Annotated in this window: 15 protein-coding genes, 2 tRNA genes, 1 rRNA gene and 1 riboswitch; of the genes, 4 read left to right on the top strand and 14 right to left on the bottom strand. The window is 30.6% G+C overall.

Annotation, left to right across the window (positions count from 1 at the left end; genetic code table 11):
- Positions 1 to 130 precede the first annotated feature (130 nt).
- The 3 genes from AC5SLY_RS00595 to AC5SLY_RS00585 all read right to left on the bottom strand — a co-directional run bounded on the left by AC5SLY_RS00595 (position 131) and on the right by AC5SLY_RS00585 (position 1,865).
- A tRNA-Ala gene (locus AC5SLY_RS00595) sits at positions 131 to 206 on the bottom strand.
- A gap of 9 nt (positions 207 to 215) precedes the next feature.
- Positions 216 to 292 (bottom strand) — tRNA-Ile (locus AC5SLY_RS00590).
- A 98-nt stretch (positions 293 to 390) separates the two neighbouring features.
- Positions 391 to 1,865 (bottom strand): 16S ribosomal RNA (locus tag AC5SLY_RS00585).
- Between the two features lie 330 nt (positions 1,866 to 2,195).
- Here AC5SLY_RS00585 and AC5SLY_RS00580 point away from each other — a divergent pair.
- Positions 2,196 to 3,494, top strand: a complete 1,299-nt coding sequence (locus tag AC5SLY_RS00580; RefSeq protein WP_494598864.1) for a M23 family metallopeptidase — start codon at positions 2,196 to 2,198, stop codon at positions 3,492 to 3,494.
- A 2-nt stretch (positions 3,495 to 3,496) separates the two neighbouring features.
- Here the strand turns inward: AC5SLY_RS00580 and AC5SLY_RS00575 are convergent, their stop codons facing one another.
- The 5 genes from AC5SLY_RS00575 to AC5SLY_RS00555 are packed head-to-tail and all read right to left on the bottom strand — an operon-like array spanning position 3,497 to position 8,226.
- Complete coding sequence (locus AC5SLY_RS00575) at positions 3,497 to 3,973, bottom strand: DUF4167 domain-containing protein (protein ID WP_271563825.1); 477 nt, start codon at positions 3,971 to 3,973, stop codon at positions 3,497 to 3,499.
- A gap of 14 nt (positions 3,974 to 3,987) precedes the next feature.
- Complete coding sequence (gene prmC / locus AC5SLY_RS00570; protein ID WP_271563828.1) at positions 3,988 to 4,830, bottom strand: peptide chain release factor N(5)-glutamine methyltransferase; 843 nt, start codon at positions 4,828 to 4,830, stop codon at positions 3,988 to 3,990.
- 1 nt (position 4,831) lies between these two features.
- Positions 4,832 to 5,905, bottom strand: coding sequence for a peptide chain release factor 1 (gene prfA / locus AC5SLY_RS00565; protein WP_494574099.1), 1,074 nt, complete (start codon positions 5,903 to 5,905; stop codon positions 4,832 to 4,834).
- A 5-nt stretch (positions 5,906 to 5,910) separates the two neighbouring features.
- Positions 5,911 to 7,011, bottom strand: coding sequence for a flavodoxin-dependent (E)-4-hydroxy-3-methylbut-2-enyl-diphosphate synthase (gene ispG, locus AC5SLY_RS00560; protein ID WP_011281768.1), 1,101 nt, complete (start codon positions 7,009 to 7,011; stop codon positions 5,911 to 5,913).
- Between the two features lie 3 nt (positions 7,012 to 7,014).
- Positions 7,015 to 8,226, bottom strand: coding sequence for an aspartate kinase (locus AC5SLY_RS00555; protein WP_494598863.1), 1,212 nt, complete (start codon positions 8,224 to 8,226; stop codon positions 7,015 to 7,017).
- Positions 8,227 to 8,291: 65 nt separating this feature from the next.
- Here AC5SLY_RS00555 and ubiG point away from each other — a divergent pair, with 65 nt between their 5' ends.
- Entirely contained in the window at positions 8,292 to 9,014 is a 723-nt protein-coding gene (gene ubiG, locus AC5SLY_RS00550; protein WP_011281767.1) for a bifunctional 2-polyprenyl-6-hydroxyphenol methylase/3-demethylubiquinol 3-O-methyltransferase UbiG, read from the top strand.
- Here ubiG and AC5SLY_RS00545 read toward each other — a convergent pair.
- Both AC5SLY_RS00545 and argJ read right to left on the bottom strand, forming a co-directional pair.
- Positions 9,011 to 9,442 carry a DUF1178 family protein gene (locus AC5SLY_RS00545; protein ID WP_011281766.1) on the bottom strand — a complete coding sequence of 144 codons (432 nt, stop codon included), beginning with the start codon at positions 9,440 to 9,442 and terminating at the stop codon, positions 9,011 to 9,013. The two genes, ubiG and AC5SLY_RS00545, sit on opposite strands and share 4 nt — an antisense overlap.
- A gap of 41 nt (positions 9,443 to 9,483) precedes the next feature.
- Positions 9,484 to 10,785 carry a bifunctional glutamate N-acetyltransferase/amino-acid acetyltransferase ArgJ gene (gene argJ, locus AC5SLY_RS00540; RefSeq protein WP_494598862.1) on the bottom strand — a complete coding sequence of 434 codons (1,302 nt, stop codon included), beginning with the start codon at positions 10,783 to 10,785 and terminating at the stop codon, positions 9,484 to 9,486.
- 65 nt (positions 10,786 to 10,850) lie between these two features.
- On the opposite strand from argJ, the gene secA reads away from it, so the two are divergent.
- A complete protein-coding gene (secA, locus tag AC5SLY_RS00535; RefSeq protein WP_494598861.1) occupies positions 10,851 to 13,415 on the top strand; it encodes a preprotein translocase subunit SecA in 2,565 nt (854 codons plus the stop codon).
- Here the strand turns inward: secA and AC5SLY_RS00530 are convergent.
- Positions 13,410 to 14,516 (bottom strand): acetyl-CoA carboxylase carboxyltransferase subunit alpha, encoded by a 1,107-nt coding sequence (locus tag AC5SLY_RS00530; protein WP_006997392.1) that lies wholly within the window; start codon positions 14,514 to 14,516, stop codon positions 13,410 to 13,412. The genes secA and AC5SLY_RS00530 overlap by 6 nt on opposite strands.
- Positions 14,517 to 14,607: 91 nt before the next feature.
- Positions 14,608 to 14,695: riboswitch (glycine riboswitch) on the top strand.
- 70 nt (positions 14,696 to 14,765) lie between these two features.
- On the opposite strand from AC5SLY_RS00530, the gene AC5SLY_RS00525 reads away from it, so the two are divergent.
- Positions 14,766 to 16,961, top strand: coding sequence for a malate synthase G (locus tag AC5SLY_RS00525; protein ID WP_494598860.1), 2,196 nt, complete (start codon positions 14,766 to 14,768; stop codon positions 16,959 to 16,961).
- Here the strand turns inward: AC5SLY_RS00525 and recR are convergent.
- From recR to dnaX, 3 genes are read right to left on the bottom strand one after another with little or no spacing between them, the layout of a single operon-like run.
- Complete coding sequence (recR, locus tag AC5SLY_RS00520; RefSeq protein WP_006997394.1) at positions 16,948 to 17,559, bottom strand: recombination mediator RecR; 612 nt, start codon at positions 17,557 to 17,559, stop codon at positions 16,948 to 16,950. The two genes, AC5SLY_RS00525 and recR, sit on opposite strands and share 14 nt — an antisense overlap.
- Before the next feature lie 4 nt (positions 17,560 to 17,563).
- Entirely contained in the window at positions 17,564 to 17,881 is a 318-nt protein-coding gene (locus AC5SLY_RS00515; protein ID WP_494598859.1) for a YbaB/EbfC family nucleoid-associated protein, read from the bottom strand.
- 3 nt (positions 17,882 to 17,884) lie between these two features.
- Positions 17,885 to 19,558 (bottom strand): DNA polymerase III subunit gamma/tau, encoded by a 1,674-nt coding sequence (gene dnaX / locus AC5SLY_RS00510; RefSeq protein WP_494598858.1) that lies wholly within the window; start codon positions 19,556 to 19,558, stop codon positions 17,885 to 17,887.
- Positions 19,559 to 19,583 lie beyond the last annotated feature (25 nt).

Raw genomic sequence — 19,583 nt, 5'->3', positions numbered from 1 at the left:
TTTTAACAGAAAATTTATCTATGTTGTGATCAAATTTTTATTTTGAACATTAAATAATAACTTTTAATGTTCGGATATAGATATTGATATAAATTATTTTTATTTACAGTTTTAATAACTAAATGTTTCCTGGTGGAGGATAGCGGGATCGAACCGCTGACCTCCTGAATGCAAATCAGGCGCTCTCCCAGCTGAGCTAATCCCCCAGTTAAGTATGGTGGGCCGAGAAAGACTCGAACTTTCGACCCCACCCTTATCAAGGGTGTGCTCTAACCAACTGAGCTACCGGCCCTACAAGAAGGAAACATTACTTTAAGAAGAGAAATGAGGACGGTCAACATTACCGATGTATATTATTTAGAGTGAAATTTTACTTTCACTCATCCTTAGAAAGGAGGTAATCCAGCCGCAGGTTCCCCTACGGCTACCTTGTTACGACTTCACCCCAGTCGCTGACTATACCGTGGTCAAGGGTTTGAAACCTTGCCTTAAGGTAGAACCAACTCCCATGGTGTGACGGGCGGTGTGTACAAGACCCGGGAACGCATTCACCGTGGCACGCTGATCCACGATTACTAGTAATTCCAGCTTCATGCACTCGAGTTGCAGAGTGCAATCCGAACTGAGGCATCTTTTCGGGATTTGCTTAACGTTGCCGTTTTGCTTCCTGTTGTAGATGCCATTGTAGCACGTGTGTAGCCCAACACGTAAGGGCCATGAGGACTTGACGTCATCCCCACCTTCCTCCAGCTTATCACTGGCAGTTCTTTCAGAGTGCCCAACTTAATGATGGCAACTAAAAGTGAGGGTTGCGCTCGTTGCGGGACTTAACCCAACATCTCACGACACGAGCTGACGACAGCCATGCAGCACCTGTGTTTCGTCCGGCCGAACCGAAAACTCTAATCTCTTAGAGTCGCGACGAACATGTCAAGTGTTGGTAAGGTTCTGCGCGTATCTTCGAATTAAACCACATGCTCCACTACTTGTGCGGGTCCCCGTCAATTCATTTGAGTTTTAACCTTGCGGTCGTACTCCCCAGGCGGTGTGTTTATCGGTTTCCCTGCGACACTGAAAATAAATTTCCAACGTCTAACACACATCGTTTACGGCATGGACTACGAGGGTATCTAATCCTCTTCGCTACCCATGCTTTCGTTCCTCAGTGTCAGTAATGATCCAGAAAGCTGCCTTCGCAATTGGTATTCTTTCTAATATCTACGAATTTCACCTCTACACTAGAAATTCTGCTTTCCTCTATCATACTCTAGCTGAAAAGTTTTGATGGCAGTTCCAGAGTTAAGCTCTGGGATTTCACCACCAACTTTTTCAACCACCTACGAACTCTTTAAGCCCAGTAATTCCGAACTACGCTAGGTCCCTTCGTATTACCGCGGCTGCTGGCACGAAGTTAGCCGGACCTTCTTATTCGGGTACAGTCATTTTCTTCCCCGACGAAAGAGCTTTACAACCCAAAGGCCTTCTTCACTCACGCGGCATCGCTGCATCAGAGTTTCCTCCATTGTGCAAGATTCCCCACTGCTGCCTCCCGTAGGAGTTTGGGCCGTGTCTCAGTCCCAATGTGGCTGATCATCCTCTCAAATCAGCTATTGATCATAGTCTTGGTAGGCCATTACCCTACCAACAAACTAATCAAGTGCGGGCTCATCCAATGGTGCATAAAGCTTTCTCCGTAAAGACTTATCCGGTATTAGCACAAGTTTCCTCGTGTTATTCCAGGCCAAAGGGTAGATACCCACATGTTACTCACCCGTCTGCCACTAAGTATTGCTACTTCGTTCGACTTGCATGTGTTAGGCGTGCCGCCAGCGTACGTTCTGAGCCATGATCAAACTCTCAAGTTAAAAAACGGCGCACACTAGCTTCATATATAAATTGTAAGAATACAATCCATACGATTTTGAAGTGTGTACGACAAATTTTGGTAACCTTAACCGTCCACACTTCTCTTCTTAAATTTTTACTTTTTAAATAGCTAATTGGGTCTAGAACGCCCAATAATCCTCACTAATCTATTGAGTAAACAATAATTTTACTGAGAAAGTGTGCTGCTTATAAGCTAAAATAAAAGTAAATCAAGCATTTAGCATTTAAATAAATGCTCAAATATATCAATAAATACTAGGTTTTTTTTGATTTTTAGTCATTACTAAATTAATAATTCAAAGTTCAAGATGATATTTAGTTCAAATAAAATAATAAAAATAATAAAAAAAAACATTGAGATTACTTTTCTTTTCTTACTATTGTTAATTACGATTTCAATCACCAACATCTATAACGAAAAAAAGGTATTAATAGATGAGAATTACAAAAATTTAATAAATAATATTTATTTCCAAAAAAGTATTAACCAAATTTTTGACAATCTAGTTCCAAGATATAAAAATATTGATCATAAAATTTCTAGCGGTGAAACCTTTGATAAAATTTTAAATAATTATTCAATACCTAATGAAGAAATTAATCAGATCAAAAAAAAATTAAATTCAGATTATAATATAAATAATCTTCAGTCAAATCTTGAAATAAAAATTACTATTGATCAATCAAATAATAAAAAAATTACTTCTTTTTTATTTCCGGTTTCTAGAACAGAAAAAATTCAATTAACAAGAAATCTAGATAATAACCTTTTTGAAAAAAAAATAATTATTACAAATTTAAATAAAAAAATTATTTTTAAAGAAGGAAAAATTACACAAAGTTTATATAAAACAGCTATTGATTTGAACGTTCAACCAAATGTGATTATTGAGTTTGCAAGAATTTATGGATTCCAAGTTGATTTTCAAAGAGATATTAGGAAAAATGATAATTTTCAAATCATGTATGAAGTGTTTGAAGATGATGATGGTAAAATATTTGAGACTGGTAATATAATTTTTGCAGATCTAAAGCTAAGTGGAAAAAATAATGCATTATATTATTTTGAAAAAAAAGGAAGTGAAGGACACTATGATGAAAATGGTAAGAGTGTTGAAAAAGCATTGATGAAAACCCCTATTAATGGTGCAAGACTTTCTTCTGCATTTGGCATGAGAAAACATCCTATAGATGGTTTTAATAAAATGCATAGAGGAACTGACTTTGCAGCCCCAATGGGCACTCCTATTATGGCATCTGGAAGTGGACTGATAACTAGAGCAAGATGGTGTGGTGGTGGTGGAAATTGTATTAAAATAAAACATAATTCAACTTATGAAACTATTTATGCTCATATGAAAAATTTTGCTAGAGGAATAAAAGAAGGAATAAGAGTAAAACAAGGTCAGATAATTGGTTATGTCGGGTCGACTGGAAAATCTACAGGTCCACATCTACATTATGAGGTAGTTGTAAATGGAAAAAAAGTTAACTCTCAAAAATTAAAGTTGCCTTCTGGTAAAACTCTTAAAGGAAAAGAAAGAGAAATATTTGAGGTAGAAAAAATTAAATTAGATGTTTTAAAATCAGAATTAATTATTGGATAAAATTAACTAGCAGCGACTTTCTTTTCAACCACTTTTTTATCTAGACTTTTTACAACTTTTTTAACTTCAGGTTCAGTCACTTCTTTTTTAATCGTCTCAGCTTCAGTTTTAATAGTTTCTTCAACTTTTTTTTCTGAATCTACTGGCTTAATAGTTGAAGTTGCAGATGAATTTACTCTAGCCATTCTAAGGCTTTCTTGCTCGTTTTGAACTCTTGTAAAGTGATCCGCATGTTGAAAATAATTTTCAGATAAAATTTTATCTTCATTAGCTAAGGCTTCTCTCGCTAAATCATTGTATTTTTCAATAAGTTTAACTGCATTATGATTATTTCTACCTGGAACTTTTCTTTGAAAATTATCATTGTTAGAAAATTTTGACCCTTCATTATTGCTTCTAAATGGAGGTCTTCTATTATTATTGCTTCTAAATGGAGGTCTTCTATTATTATTACTATTATTACTTCTAAATGTTACCATAATATTTTTTCAATTTAAATTTTAGTGCTGATTATACAGCGATCATTGTTGCCATAATCTTTTATGGCTTTGTTAACGTAAAAACCTTCTTCTTTTAATATTTTTATAACTTTATTTTTTTGATTAAAACCAATCTCTAAAATAAATTTACCATTTTTCTTAATCAGATTACTTGTCTTATTGATTACTTTTCTGATTTTTGAAAAACCATCAAACCCACCACTTAAAGCTAACTTTGGCTCAAAATTAACTACATCTTTTTCCAAATATTTTAAACTTAACTGTTCAATATATGGAGGGTTTGAAACAATGATATCATATTTGCCATTATTAAAATTGTCAACACTTGAGTGAAAAAACTTTACTCGATTAGTTAAGTTTAGTTGTTTTGCGTTAAATTTACTTACATTTATACTTTTTTTAGAAATATCTATTCCAGTGCCATAAAAATTAGATCTCTCTTTTAATATAGATAAAAGAATACATCCAGATCCAGTTCCAATATCAAGAATTTGTAGTTGATCATCTTTTGAATAAATTTTTAAAACCTGTTCTATTATTAATTCACTATCAGGTCTTGGAATTAGCACATCTTTATTGACAAAAAATTCATCTTTCCAAAACTCTTTTTTATTTATTAAATAAGCAATTGGTTCACCTTTTTTTCTTCTTTCAATTAAACTTTTAAATTTTCCTAATTGCTCTGAGTTCAAAACTTCTTTAGGGTTTAAAATAATATGCTTGTTATCTCTTTTAATCGAGTTGGATAATAATATCTCACTATCAAGTTGAGGATTGGCTATCTTATTTTTTTGTAGGATATCTATTCCTTCTTTCAGAATATTTTCTATATTCATTTTAATTAAGATTGCTCAATTTTTCTTCTTGTGCTTGTAGCGTTAAGCTTTCTACCATTTCATCAAAGGCTTCTCCTTCTAAAAAAGCTTCAAGTTTGTGTAAGGTTAGATTAATACGATGGTCTGTTACTCTTCCTTGTGGAAAATTGTATGTTCTAATTCTTTCAGAACGGTCTCCAGTTCCTATTTTGCTTTTTCTATCTTCAGATCTTTCGCCTTCTATTCTTGATCTTTCTAATTCATAAAGCCTTGATCTTAAAATTAACATCCCTTTTGCTTTATTTTTGTGTTGTGATTTTTGATCTTGTTGAGATACAGATAATCCAGTTGGAATATGAGTAATTCTCACGGCACTATCAGTTGTATTAACGGATTGTCCACCTGGGCCACCAGCTCTAAAAACATCAATTCTTAAGTCTGAATCATTTATTTTTATATCAACCTCTTCTGCTTCTGGTAGAACGGCCACTGTTGCTGCAGAAGTGTGAACTCTCCCTTGAGTTTCTGTATCTGGAACTCTTTGAACACGATGAACTCCACTTTCATATTTTAATGTTGAATAAATATTTTTCCCCCTAATTGATGCAATAACTTCTTTCAGTCCCCCTGCCTCACTCTGAGACATACTTATTAATTCTAATTCCCATTTTTTTTGATGACTAACTTTTTCATACATCTTAAAAAGATCTGCGGCAAACAAACTTGCCTCTAACCCTCCCGTACCTGCTCTTATTTCTATAATTGCATTTTTTTTATCTGCCTCATCTTTTGGTAATAAAAATAGTTTTAATTTTTTTTCTATGGATTCGTTTTCTAATTTTAAATCTTTTAATTCTACTTCAGCCATTTCTTTAAACTCATTATCACTATTTGAGTCGCTTAATATTTTCTCCAGATCTTTTTTTTCACCCTCATAAGAAAAATATTTTCTAGCATCATCAATTACTTCGTTTAAATCCGAGTATTCTTTTGATTTTTCGGCAAAAAGTTTTTTATCCACTTCACCTGATGATAACTCTTTCTCCAAAATAGAATGCTTAGATATTAAATCTTCAATAGTTTTTAGAGGTATCATTGTATTTATAATTTTTTATCAAGTTCAGCAGCTTTTTTTTCAACTTCACTTACAACTCTTGATATTATGTCTTCTGATAAAACTTTTTCACTTTGAATGCCAGATAAATAAAGCATATTATTACCCTTACCGCCTCCAGTAATTCCTATATCTGTCATCGCTGCTTCACCAGGTCCATTAACTACACAGCCAATAATCGATAATGTTAAAGGGGTTTTGATGTGAGCTAGTTTATCTTCTAATATTTTTACCGTGTCAATTACTTGAAATGCTTGTCTTGCACATGATGGACAAGATATAATTTTTACACCTCTATTTCTTAAATTAAGTGACTTTAATATTTCATTACCAATTTTAATTTCTTTAACTGGATCATCAGACAAAGAAATTCTTATAGTATCCCCTATTCCATCCATTAAAAGTGAGCCAAGACCTATTGATGACTTAACACTACCCGATACAAAACCTCCAGCTTCTGTGATCCCTAGGTGTAATGGATAATCTGTAACTTTTGATAGTTGACGATACGCTGCAATAGATAAAAATATATCTGAAGATTTTACACTTATCTTAAAATTAAAAAAATCTTGATCTTCTAAAATCTTAATATTCCTTTGTGCGCTTTCAACTAAAGCTTCTGGGCATGGCTCTTTATATTTTTCTAAAATATCTTTTTCAAGAGAGCCAGCGTTAACACCTATTCTAATAGAACAATCATTATTTTTAGCAGCACTAAGTACATCGTGTATTTTTAATTTATCACCAATATTTCCTGGATTAATTCTTAAACATTTTGCTCCATTTTCAGCTGCTTCTATTGCTCTTTTATAATGAAAATGAATATCAGCAATTATTGGAACAGATACATGTTTTGTAATTTCTTTAAGAGCTAATGAAGACTCTTCATCTGGGCAAGAAACTCTAACCAAATCTGCACCCTCTTCATGAATATCATTAATTTGTTTTATTGTGGCCTGAATATCGGTTGTTAAGGTATTGGTCATTGATTGAACAGAAATAGGATTGTCACCACCTATTTTTACATCACCAACATTTATTACTTTTGTTTTTTTTCTATGAATGTCTCTAAATGGTCTTAAGCTCATCAGTTAATCTAACTTAAATTCTTTGTGAAGCACTGCTACTGCTTTTTTTATCTGTTTATTTGAAATTAAAACTGAAATTTTAATTTCAGAAGTTGAAATAACCATTATGTTAATCTTTTTTGAAGCCAAAGCTTGGAACATTCTATAGGTAATTCCTGGTGTTGTAATCATACCCACACCAATAATAGATACTTTTGAAACATTATTATCATACGTAAGTTTTCTAAATGAAATTCTTTTATTTTGTTTAATTATTTTTTCTGTTTTTTTTACATCCTCAGATTTAATTGTAAAAGTTAAGTCTGTTTCTTTTCCATTTAAAGAAATATTTTGAACTACCATATCAACATTAATTTGATTAAGTGATAATGGTTTAAAAACAGCAGCTGCTACTCCTGGTCTGTCCTTAACACCTACAATCGTAACTTTAGAATCATTTTTTGTAGAAGTAATTCCAGTTATTATTTGATTACTGAAGGTTTTTTTTGTACCAGTTATTAATGTGCCTTTCTTTTTTTGAAATGAAGATTTAACTGAAAAATTAATATTATTTAGTTTTGCATCTTGCACAGATGTAGGTTGCATAACCTTTGCGCCTAATGATGCCATCTCTAACATTTCATCGTAGGAAATTTTATGAATTTTTTTAGCTTTAGGATGATTTCTTGGATCTGTAGTATAAACACCATCTACATCAGTGTAAATATCACACGCATCAGTATTAAAAAATTTTGCAAGCATTATTGCTGATGCATCAGTTCCACCTCTGCCCAGTGTTGTAAGTCTATTTTCTAAGTTAATGCCTTGAAAACCAGTTATGATAGGTATTCCACCTGATTTCATGAAACTAAGTATTTTTCCTTTATTGATTTTGCTAATTCTTGAAGAGCTATAAGGTCCTTCTGTAATAATTGGTAGCTGCCAAGACATCCATGATCTAGCTTTAAAACCAAGGTGTTTTAATCTACCAGCAATTAATGCACAAGTTGCTTGCTCTCCTGTTGCTAACAAAACATCATATTCTGCTGCATCAAAGGTATTACTTAATTCTTTTGTTTTTTTTATTAATTCATTGGTTGTGCCACTCATTGCAGATGAAACCACAATGACACCCATTTTCTTCTTTTTGTAAGAGGAAATAATTTTTGCTACGCTCTTTATTCTATCTATACTTCCAACGGAGGTTCCACCGAACTTTAATACAACAGTTTTCATTGATAATTTTGTAATTTATATTTGATAAAATACATCTTAATTGTTATGTCCACAAGTTATCTATTATGAATTCAATAAATAAAAAAGAAATTGAGAAATTTTCCAAAATTGCTGAAGAATGGTGGGATCCTAATGGTAAATTCAAACCATTGCATAATTTTAATCCAATAAGAATTAGATATATAAAAGAAAATATTATCAAAGATTTTAAAATTAGATCATCTGATAAGCCGTTAAAAAATATTAAATTACTTGATATTGGTTGTGGTGGAGGGTTATTATCTGAACCAATGTGCAGACTAGGAGCAAGTGTTGTTGGCATTGATGCATCAAAGAAAAATATTGAAGTTGCAAAATTTCATGCAAAAAAAAATAAACTTAAGATTGACTATAAAGTTGCATCTCCAGAGATGTTAAAAGATAAAAAAAAATTTGATGTAATTTTGAACATGGAAATAGTTGAACATGTTAATGATATAGACTTTTTTATTAAAGAAAGTTCAAAATTATTGAAAAAAAATGGAATAATGTTTATCGCAACTCTTAACAAAACATTAAAATCTTATGTATTTGCAATAGTGGGTGCTGAATATATTTTAAAATGGCTTCCAATTGGAACACATGATTGGGAAAAATTTGTTAAACCTAGTGAGCTAATAGATATAAGTAAAAAAAACAATCTATCTCTTAAAAAATTAGATGGAATGAATTTTAATATATTAGATAATAGCTGGAAAGTAACAAATGATACTTCTGTTAATTATATTACAAAATTTATAAAAAATTAGTTCGTAGTATCTTTTATCCAAGGCAGTATTTCTGCTTTTATACCCTCTTCCTTTAATTCGTTAAGATCTTTTTTTGTTGCAGTACCATAAATACCTTTGGCTTTTTTTTTGTCTTTATAATGTAGAGACCTTGCCTCATAAGCAAAATTTTCTCCCACATATTCAAAATTTTTTTTTATAAATTCTTGATATTTATAAATTGTTTTTTTTATTTCTTTATATTTTTCACTGGATGAATCAATGTCTGTTAAAATATTTTTTGAAGTACTCACATTAGGAGACATCAAGCCCTTTCCAACATTTAAAGAATTACAAAAATGACAATTTAAGAATTTTTTCTTTTTAAGTTTTTCATATTCCTTAGACGATGAAAACCAACTATCAAAAGTAGTTTCACAATCTTTACATATGAGCTTGTATTTGATCATGGTTTATAGTTAATAATTAATAAAGTTAATTCAATATCAAATTAGCTTCTATAATCAGCATTAATCTCAATATATTTTTTTGTTAAATCCATTGTGTAAGCAGTAAAACTTTTTGATCCCATATTTAAATTTACTGAAATATCTATTGATTGACTTTTCATATAGTTAGCCACTTCATTTTCTTTATAATATTTAAAAATTTGTCCTTTTTCTATAATCTTAATACCACCAAAGTTTATTGCTAATTTTTTTAAATCTATTTTCACTCCAGATTTTCCTATAGCCATTATTATTCTGCCCCAATTTGGATCTTCTCCTGCGATGGCTGTTTTAACAAGATTTGAATTCGCAATAGAAAAAGCTATTACTCTTGCTTCTTTCTCACTTTTTGATTTAGCTATATTGATTGTAATAAATTTAGTAGCTCCTTCACCATCTTTAACCACTCTTTTTGACAAATTTAATAATACTGAATGCAGTGCTTTATCAAAACTAAATATCTTTTTATCATTAATATTATTAATGATTGGGTTTTTTACTTTTCCTGTTGAAAAAATAGAAACCATATCATTTGTACTAGTATCGCCATCACAACTGATTGCATTAAAGGTTGTATTAATATTTTTCTTTAATAGTTTTTTTAAAACATCGTTTGAAAGATCTGCATCTGTGAAAACGTAACCTAATGTGGTCGCCATGTTTGGAAAAATCATTCCTGATCCTTTGGCAATTCCATGGATCTTAACTTTTTTATTTCCTATTTTGCATTCCTCCATGGTAATTTTTGGCTGTAGGTCTGTTGTCATTATGCCTAATGCAGCTTTCATCCAGGTAAATTTGTTTTGCGTATATTTAATTTTTTTGATTAATTCTGGAATATTCTTTTTAATTTTTTCAGTTGGATATTTTTCTCCAATTGTTCCTGTGCATCCAAAAAGAACTTGATTTGATGATATCTTCTTTGGAAAATCTTCATCTTCAGTTTGTTTTTTTGTTAATTGTAATGCTGCTTCTTCTGCTATTTCTTTTAAACCTTGGTAACCATCTGATCCTGTAAATGCATTAGCATTTCTAGTATTAATAATCAGAGAGCTTATTTTTTTACTTTTAATATTTAAATTCCACTTAATGTTCTCTGAAACTATTTTTGATTGTGTATAAACAGATGCATAGTTTGCCCCGTCTCTAAAATAAAACATAACCAAATCATCCCTAGGTTTGCTGTATAAATTTGCACAAACTGTGGATATTGAAACTCCATCTAGATGTTCTAAATCTTGAAAGTCACTATTTTTTGACTTTAAATTTAGTGAGTTTATAAAGTTTTTAACGTTTATTGGCATGTGTTTAAAATATTTATTTAATACTTATATTAAAAGTTATAATTAATTATATACCAGAAAATTAAATGCTTAATCCCTTAAATTTTATCACAAAGTTTATTAAATCTAGCAATCAAAAAGAGCTCGATAGAATAAACAAAATAGTTGTAAAAGTTAACTCCTTGGAAGCATCTGTTAAAAACCTTAGTGACGAAGACTTTCCTAAAAAAACTACAGAATTGAAAGATAGACTTAAAAATGGTGAAAATTTAAACACCCTATTGCCTGAAGCTTTTGCACTTGTGAGAGAGGCTTCTAAGAGAACAAGAAATGAGAGACATCATGATGTTCAAATACTTGGAGGTGTTGTGCTTCACGAGGGCAAAATTGCAGAAATGAGAACTGGTGAAGGTAAAACTTTAACAATAAGTCTTGCAGCTTATTTAAATGCTCTGACAGAAAAAGGGGTACATATAGTTACTGTAAATGACTATCTTGCAAAAAGAGACTCGCAAGAAATGGGGGAGATATATAAATTTTTAGGATTAACTTTTGGTTTTATAAATAATGACCAAGATGATCTTGAAAGAAAAAAAAATTATAATTTTGATATTACATATGCAACTAATAGTGAATTAGGGTTTGATTATCTTAGAGACAATATGAAATTTTCAAAAGAACAAATGGTTCAAAGAGGACATGTTTATACTATTGTTGATGAAATAGATTCTTGTTTGATTGATGAGGCTAGAACGCCACTTGTAATATCGGGAGCGGCTGAAGACAAAACAGAACAATATCTTGCGATTGATAAACTTATAAAAAGATTATTACCAGAACATTATGAGATTGATGAAAAAGATAAAAATATATTGCTTACGAATGAGGGAATAAATAATGTGGAAAAAATATTCTCTGATGCTGGAATTCTAAAAAATAATAACTTTTATGACCCTGAAAACTTAAGTTTAGTTCATCATGTAAATCAATCTTTAAGAGCTCATCATCTATTTGAAAAAGGAAGAGACTATATTGTTAAAGATGAAATATTAAAAATTATTGACGAACTTACTGGTAGAATATTAGAGGGAAGAAGATTTGGAGATGGCCTACACCAAGCACTTGAAGCCAAAGAAAGAATAGATGTTCAAGCTGAAAATCAAACTCTAGCATCGATAACTTATCAAAATTACTTCAAACTTTATAATAAAATTTCAGGATGTACTGGAACTGCAGCAACTGAATCTCAGGAGTTTTATGAAATATATAATTTAATTGTGGTTATCATTCCTACGAATAAAGAAATGATTAGAAAAGATTGGAATGATCAAATTTTTAGAACTGAAGAAGAAAAAAATAAAGCCATCATTGAAAAAGTTCTAGAGTGTCACCAGCAAGGTCAGCCTATATTGGTTTTCACTTCTAGCATTAATAAATCAGAAATTTATTCAAAATTACTTAATGATGAAAAAATTAAACATGTAGTTTTAAATGCAAAAAATCATGAAAATGAAGCTGAAATCATTGCAAATGCTGGAAAAATGAATTCAGTTATAATCACAACAAGTATCTCGGGTAGAGGTGTTGATATCCAGTTAGGTGGAAAAAAAGGAAGTCAACCTGATGATGAACTTTTAGAAAGTAAAAATAAAATAAAATCACTTGGTGGACTATTTGTTATTGGTACAGAAAGAATGGAGTCTAGAAGGGTTGATAACCAAGCCAGAGGAAGAGCTGGTAGACAGGGCGATGAAGGAAGTTCAATTTTTTATGTTAGTTTAGAAGATGACTTAATGAGAATTTTTGGTTCAGAATCTATGAATAATATTCTTCAAAAATTAGGCTTAAAAGATGGAGAAAGTATTGATCACCCTTGGATTAATAAAGCACTTGAGAGGGCGCAACAAAAAGTTGAGGCTAGAAATTTTGATATAAGAAAAAATTTATTAAAATTTGATGACGTGTTAAATGATCAAAGACATGTAATATTCTCTCAAAGAAATGGTGTGATGAACAGTGAAAAAGTTTTTGATTATTCAGATGAATTCTTATCTGAAATTATTAGTCATCTAATCACCTTAAAAACACAGAAACTATCAACAACTAAAAATAATGAATTTAACAATCAGTTAAAAACTTTACTAGGAAAAAGTGTTGATGATAATGAATTTAAAAATGTTACTGAATTAAAAGATGAAGAGTTCAAAAATAAAATTAATTCTAAATTTTTAGAAGCAAGAAATGAAAGAATTAAAATGTTGGATGAAGAAAAAGCAAAAGAAGTTGAAAAAAGAATTTTTCTTCAGTGTATAGATTTAAACTGGAAGTCACATATTCAATATCTTGAACAACTAAGACAAGTTATTGGCCTAAGATCTTATGGTCAAAGAGATCCATTAGTTGAGTATAAAAAAGAAGCCTTTTTTCTTTTCGAAAACTTATTGAATAAATTGAAAATGGATTTTGTTACAATTTTAATAAATTTAAAAATAGTTCAAGAACCTAGTGAAAGTATTTCAAGACCATTAAAAAAAGAAACATCTAACGATCCAAAATGTTTACTAATAAAAAGAAAAAATAAAAAAATTTCAAGAAATGAGAAATGTGAAGCTACAGGTAAAAAGTTTAAAAACTGTTGTGGGGCCTTATAAAGAAAATATAAAATAGCCCAATAAAACTATTACTCCAAATAAAACTGCTAAATTTAACTTTGATTTAAAGAAGTTTTTAATAAATAAATTAACCTTACTCTCTTTCATGCTGAGTGTACTTAGATCGTCTAGTTGATTTACGAAACCTTTAGATCTTCCAATAGTTAAAAATTTATTTTTTCTATGATTAAAAATTTCTTCTCCACTCATGTTAAAAAATTCATTCAAATTTTTTTCAATCGATTTTCTTACGTTATCTAATATTAGGTCTCTATCTCTGTGGGCACCACCAATTGGCTCTGGAATAATTTCATCAATTACTTTTAGTTCTAAAAGGTCTTTTGAAGACAATTTCATAGCTTTTGCTGCTTCTAAAGTTCTTTTAGGGTCTCTCCATAAAATGGTGGCACAGCCCTCTGGAGATATTACTGAGTAAATTGCATTTTCTAACATGATTACCTTGTTAGATGAAGCAAGTGCTATTGCCCCTCCTGATCCACCTTCTCCAATAACAATTGCAAGAGTTGGGACGTTTAAAGACATGCAGCACTCAATTGATTTTGCAATTGCCTCTGCTTGACCTCTTTCTTCTGCTCCTACACCAGGGTAGGCTCCGGGTGTGTCTATAAAAGAAATTATCGGAATGTTAAATTTATTTGCTAATTTCATTAATCTAATTGTTTTTCTGTAACCTTCAGGTCTCATCATTCCAAAATTTCTTTCAATTCTACTTTCAAGGCTGTCCCCTTTTTCTTGACCAATAACTAAGACAGATTTTTCATCAAATTTTGCAAATCCTGCTAATACGGATTTGTCTTCTCCATAATATCTATCACCTGACAATGGGATAAAATCCTCAAATAAATTATCGATAAAAAATTTTGCTTTAGGTCTGTCTTCATGTCTTGCAACTAGAGTAGTTTGCCAGGGGTCTAAGTTAGAGTAAATCTCTTGTAGCTTATTATCTATCTCTTTTTGAGACTCAGATATTTTTTTGGTATCTACTTCCGAAAGACCATCTTGATTATAAGGGTCTTTAAGTTTGTCTATTTCTATCTCTAAATTTTTAATATCTGTTTCAAAATTTAAATAATTTTTCATATGATTGTTTAATTATTAATTAATTGAGAAAAAAGGCAATAAAATGTTTTAAATAATTTATATTTGACATAATTCTATTAAAGGGTACTCTTAATTGATATCGGGAGAGACTATTAGATAATAGCGCCGAAGGAGCAACCACCCCGGAAACTCTCAGGCAAATGGACCGATAACAAACATAACACTCTGGAAAGAGATTTATCTCGCCGATGGAGCAAAACTCTCAGGCAAAAATACAGATGGGGTAAAATGGGTGCTATGAAAGAACAATATACAAAAATACACAATTTATCAGTTTCTAATAAATTGCTTAACTTCGTTAATGAAGAATTGCTTAAAGATACAAATATTTCTTCTGAAAAATTCTGGGAAGGCTTCGACCAAGTAGTTCATGAGCTAGCCCCAAAAAATGAAGAGCTATTAAAAATAAGAGAAGATTTACAAAAAAAAATAGACGATTGGCATATTGCTAATAAAGGTAATGAAATTAATCTTGAAGAGTATAAAAAATTTTTAAAAGAAATTGATTATTTAAAAGAAGTAGGCCCTGATTTTAAGATCAAAACAAATAATGTTGATGAAGAAATAACTAGTATTGCTGGACCTCAATTAGTAGTTCCAATCATGAATGAAAGGTATACACTGAATGCAGCTAATGCTAGATGGATGAGTTTATATGATAGTTTGTATGGTACAGATGTAATCGAACAATCTGAGGATAGTGCCACTCAAAGATACGATCCTTTAAGAGGAGAAATGGTTATAAAATATGGAAGAGACTTTTTAGAAAAATATTTTTCTCTAGAAAATTTTGAATGGCATAATATTACAGGCTTTAAAATTGATAATGGCTCGTTAACAGTATTAAAAGATAGTAATAAATCATCTTTAAAAAATAAAGATAAATATATTGGTCATAGAGGAGAGGCCAATGATCCATCAGCAATAATTTTAAAAAATAATAATCTTCATATAGAAATAATTATAGACCCAAATGCTTTTAGCGCTCAACAAGATCCTGCTAAAATTAGTGATATTATTGTTGAAGCTGCAGTTTCAACTATTTGTGATAATGAAGATAGTGTTGCTGCAGTAGATGCTGATGACAAAGTTATTTGTTATCGTAATTGGCTTGGACTTATGAAAGGTGATTTGAAATCAACTTTTGAAAAAAATGGAAAGACTTATGAGCGTAAATTAAATCCCGACAGAAGTTATATTTCTAAAGATGGAAAAGGATTAAAGCTACATGGAAGAAGTTTATTATTGGTAAGGAATGTTGGACACCTTATGACTAACTCAGCAATCACTTTAAAAGATGGATCTGAAATACCAGAAGGTATTATGGATGCCTTTATAACTTCAGCAGCTTGCCTTCATGATATTAAAAAAAAAGGTAATTCTAGAACTGGTTCCATTTATATTGTTAAACCAAAAATGCATGGTCCTGATGAAACCTCATTTACTGATTTAATTTTTACTAAAGTTGAAGAAGTTTTAGGATTGGAAAAATACACCTGTAAAATTGGAATTATGGATGAAGAGAGAAGAACCTCTTCTAATTTAAAAGAGTGCATTAGAACACTTCAAAATAGAGTATTTTTTATTAATACTGGTTTTTTAGATCGTACTGGTGATGAAATGCATACTTCAATGGAAGCTGGTCCTATGATTAAAAAAGGAGATATGAAATCTTCTAAATGGATTGGGGCATATGAAAATAACAATGTAGACATAGGTCTTCAATGTGGTCTTTCTGGTAAGGCTCAAATTGGCAAAGGGATGTGGGCTATGCCGGACAAAATGAAAGAAATGATGGAACAAAAAACTGGCCATCTAAATGCTGGTGCAAATTGTGCTTGGGTTCCCTCACCTACAGCAGCAGCTCTTCATGCTCTTCATTATCATGAGATAAATATTTTTGAGAAACAAAAAGAAATTCAAAAAAGGGAATCTGCAAAACTGGATGACTTGTTAACAATTCCTGTAGCAGATAGACCAAACTGGTCAATGGAAGAAATTAACTCCGAAATTTCCAATTCTGCACAAACTCTTTTAGGGTATGTCGTCAGATGGATAGATCATGGAGTTGGCTGTTCAAAAGTACCTGATATTAATAATGTTGGTTTGATGGAGGATAGAGCCACTTTAAGAATTTCTTCTCAACATATAGCTAATTGGATACATCACGATATTTGTACAAAATCACAAGTTATGGAAGTAATGAAAAAAATGGCAAAAATTGTTGATGATCAAAATAAAAATGATGGTGCCTATACTCGCTCCGGAAGAGGAAGCTACGAAATGATGTCTGAAAATTTTGAGCAATCAATTGCTTTTAAGACAGCTTGTGATTTAATCTTTAAAGGTAAAGAGCAACCTTCGGGTTACACAGAACCGTTATTACATCTAAATCGATTAATAAAGAAATCTAGTCAGAATTAGTTTTAATTCCAGTTCTGTTTTTAAAAGCTGAATATAAAGTTCCATCATCGAGACTTTCTATTTCACCACCAACAGGAAGTCCTTGAGCAAGTTTTGTAACCTTAGTAGAAGTTTTTTTTAAACTATCCTCTATGTAATAAGCAGTAGTTTGACCTTCTACTGTTGCACTTGTTGCTAGTATAACTTCTTCAATATTTTCTCTTGAAACTCTTTCTACTAATGAATTAATCAAAAGATCCTCTTTTCTCTGGCCGGCAGAAGAAATAGTGCCACCAAGAATATGAAAGTAGCCTTTATAGATATTTGAATTTTCAATTGACCATTGATCTGCAATGTCTTCAACTACACATATTTTATTATATTTTTCTTTTGAATTTTCACAATTGTTACAGCCTAATGAATTAGATTTTAAAGTACCACAAGATTGACACCTAATAACATTTTTATAAACTTGTGCCAACGTGTTTGCCATTGGCTTTACAAGTTCATCCCTATTATTAATAAGTTTTAATACAATTCTTTTTGCAGATTTAGGACCTAAGCCAGGAAGTTTAGAAATTAATTTAATTAACTCTTCTATCTCATTAATATTTTGCATATTCTTAAAGCGGCCATTTAAAACCAGGAATACCTAATCCACTTGTAGACTTAGAAATTTCTTCAGATGTCTTAGATTTTAATTCTAATTTTGCATTATTATGGGCAGCCACTATCAAATCTTCGATTATAATTTTATTTTCCTTTAATATTTCGTCTGAAAGGTCAATTTTGATCATTTCATTTTCACCATTTAAAGTAACCTTTACAGAATTTGAACCAGACGTTCCTTCTACCTGAATGTTCTTTATTTTTTCTTGGCTCTCTTTCATTTTAGCCTCTAATTCTTTTGCTTTATCTAAAATTTTTGTAAAATCAGTCATTCTTTAATCTTCTTTTCTAGGTTTAACATCAATAAGTTCTGCGTCAGAGAAACTTTTTAAAATATCTTTATAAATTGAGGAGTTCTTTACACTTTCTATCAGTTCTTTTTTTTGATTGATTTCTTCTTCTTTTTTAGATGGCTGTCCTTTAGTTTTGCTTAGACTTATAATCCATCTTTCATTGGTCCATTCAAAAAGTTTTGTTGAAAGATCTTTAATAAAATCTTTATCTAAATCTTCATTAAATGAAATTTCAATTCTTTTGTTCTCAAAACTTACAAGGTTAACATTTTTTTCTAATTCATATTTTAATTTAATCTCTTTTTTAGAAGAGCATGCTTTTAATAGATCATCAAATGAATTTATAAGACTGGTATTTGTTTCAATGTTATTATTTTCTTTTTCTTTGATATCTTTTTCCTGAACAATATTTTTCATTTGCCCTATTGTTTCAGATTTATCTTTTATTCCAAAAATATCTTCGTTTGTTTTTTTTGGGGAAAAAGATGTTTGGTTTTCACTTTCAGATAATAGTTTGCTATCGTCTTTATATTTGTCACTTTCCTGTTTAATGCTTTTTAAATGAATTAATCGAATTAAGAACATTTCCATTGATAAATGTTGATTAGAAACAATATCAAGCTCCTCAAGTGTTTTAATAGTAAATTGCCAAAATAATATTAGGGTCTCATTATTAACTTTTTCTGAAAGATCTTTAATTTTATTAAACTCTTCATCATTCAATAAAAAATTATTACCATCCAAATTGAGTGAATCAATATTTTTAAAATAATATAAGAGCTCTAAAAAATCATTAATAAAAATTTTTGGTTCAACACCCTGGTTATATATTTCTCTGTAAGTATTTAGAACTTCAGTTTCTTTACCTTCAAATATCAATTCAAATAAATCAATTAATTGAGACTTATCAAAATAACCAAATATTTTTTGTGCTGCTGCAAGATCTAATTCTTTGTCTTTATCCAAGGTAAGTAAAGCCCTATCAAGTAACGACAGCGCATCCCTAACTGAACCCTCAGAAATTTTAACAATTAATTTAAGAGCATCATCTGATGCATTACCATTTTCTTTTTCTTTAATTTTCTTAATAAAATCAAACAACTCTAACGATTTAATTCTAGATAAATCAAACCTTTGACAACGTGAGACTACTGTAATTGGAATTTTTTTTATTTCTGTTGTTGCAAAGATAAATTTTAAATATTCTGGTGGCTCCTCTAAGGTTTTTAACAATGCATTGAATGCTTGTTTGCTAAGCATGTGAACTTCATCAATTATAAATATTTTATATTTAGCAGTAGTTGGGCCATATCTAGAAAATTCAATAAGGTCTCTTACATCGTCCACCCCTGTTTTACTTGCTGCATCCATTTCCAATACATCAATATGATTTGAGTTAGAAATGGCATTACAATTTTCACAAAGTTCCTCTTTACACAAATTATCTATTCCATTTGAACAATTTAGAGATTTTGCAACGATCCTTGCTGTTGTCGTTTTTCCTATTCCTCTAATTCCAGTAAAAAGATAGGCATTAGGCACTTTATTAGCCTTAATAGAGTTAGAAATTGTTTCCGCAACAACATCTTGCCCTATAAGATCATTAAATGTCTGAGGTCTGTACTTTAAAGCTAAAACTTTTGTATTTTTATTCATTTTATATAAAGGAGACTAGAACCTG

It is taken from the genome of Candidatus Pelagibacter sp. PS_23, assembly GCF_059417905.1.
Note: the sequence above shows the minus strand (reverse complement) of the source record. Positions and strands in the feature narration are given on the sequence as shown.

Coding starts and splice junctions, on each gene's coding strand:
- AC5SLY_RS00580 (WP_494598864.1), top strand. CDS start 2,196: ATGATATTTAGTTCAAATAAAATAATAAAAATAATAAAAAAAAACATT.
- AC5SLY_RS00575 (WP_271563825.1), bottom strand. CDS start 3,973: ATGGTAACATTTAGAAGTAATAATAGTAATAATAATAGAAGACCTCCA.
- prmC (WP_271563828.1), bottom strand. CDS start 4,830: ATGAATATAGAAAATATTCTGAAAGAAGGAATAGATATCCTACAAAAA.
- prfA (WP_494574099.1), bottom strand. CDS start 5,905: ATGATACCTCTAAAAACTATTGAAGATTTAATATCTAAGCATTCTATT.
- ispG (WP_011281768.1), bottom strand. CDS start 7,011: ATGAGCTTAAGACCATTTAGAGACATTCATAGAAAAAAAACAAAAGTA.
- AC5SLY_RS00555 (WP_494598863.1), bottom strand. CDS start 8,226: ATGAAAACTGTTGTATTAAAGTTCGGTGGAACCTCCGTTGGAAGTATA.
- ubiG (WP_011281767.1), top strand. CDS start 8,292: ATGAATTCAATAAATAAAAAAGAAATTGAGAAATTTTCCAAAATTGCT.
- AC5SLY_RS00545 (WP_011281766.1), bottom strand. CDS start 9,442: ATGATCAAATACAAGCTCATATGTAAAGATTGTGAAACTACTTTTGAT.
- argJ (WP_494598862.1), bottom strand. CDS start 10,785: ATGCCAATAAACGTTAAAAACTTTATAAACTCACTAAATTTAAAGTCA.
- secA (WP_494598861.1), top strand. CDS start 10,851: ATGCTTAATCCCTTAAATTTTATCACAAAGTTTATTAAATCTAGCAAT.
- AC5SLY_RS00530 (WP_006997392.1), bottom strand. CDS start 14,516: ATGAAAAATTATTTAAATTTTGAAACAGATATTAAAAATTTAGAGATA.
- AC5SLY_RS00525 (WP_494598860.1), top strand. CDS start 14,766: ATGGGTGCTATGAAAGAACAATATACAAAAATACACAATTTATCAGTT.
- recR (WP_006997394.1), bottom strand. CDS start 17,559: ATGCAAAATATTAATGAGATAGAAGAGTTAATTAAATTAATTTCTAAA.
- AC5SLY_RS00515 (WP_494598859.1), bottom strand. CDS start 17,881: ATGACTGATTTTACAAAAATTTTAGATAAAGCAAAAGAATTAGAGGCT.
- dnaX (WP_494598858.1), bottom strand. CDS start 19,558: ATGAATAAAAATACAAAAGTTTTAGCTTTAAAGTACAGACCTCAGACA.